The sequence below is a fragment of the Nosocomiicoccus sp. HMSC059G07 genome, assembly GCF_001815515.1.
GTDB lineage: Bacteria > Bacillota > Bacilli > Staphylococcales > Salinicoccaceae > Nosocomiicoccus > Nosocomiicoccus ampullae_A.
This window is the reverse complement of the sequence record NZ_KV820819.1, coordinates 1-321: the sequence shown is the minus strand read 5'-3', so window position 1 is coordinate 321 and position 321 is coordinate 1. Positions and strand designations below refer to the sequence as shown.

The 321-nt window shown below is 30.8% G+C and carries 1 protein-coding gene; it reads right to left on the bottom strand.

What is annotated here, in order from left to right; genetic code table 11:
• Window positions 1-178, bottom strand: a 178-nt coding sequence (locus HMPREF3029_RS04910; protein WP_246830703.1) for an SMR family transporter, incomplete at its 3' end; no start/stop codon positions are given.
• Window positions 179-321: the final 143 nt, after the last annotated feature.

The window sequence follows — 321 nt, the reverse complement described above, 5'->3', positions numbered from 1 at the left end:
CTGCATATACTGTTCCTGTTGGTAATGATTCACAGGCTTTAGATAAGATTAAAAAATCTAAAATAATAATTGGTACGAGTATCGCCCAGTGCCACCACGTGGTCGCAACGTTAAATCCGTATATCCACACGAGTTCGAAGAAGCTCGTTAGAAAAACGTAAATCCATGCTTTGTTCATAAAAATCCCTTTCTAAATAAAATGAATGACTATCAGTCATTATAAAATAAAATTAAATACTACTTTAATCCGTTTAAAATAAACGTAAATAACTCTTCTTTATAGTCATTTACATTTTCTTCACTTGCTTCATCATATAAATA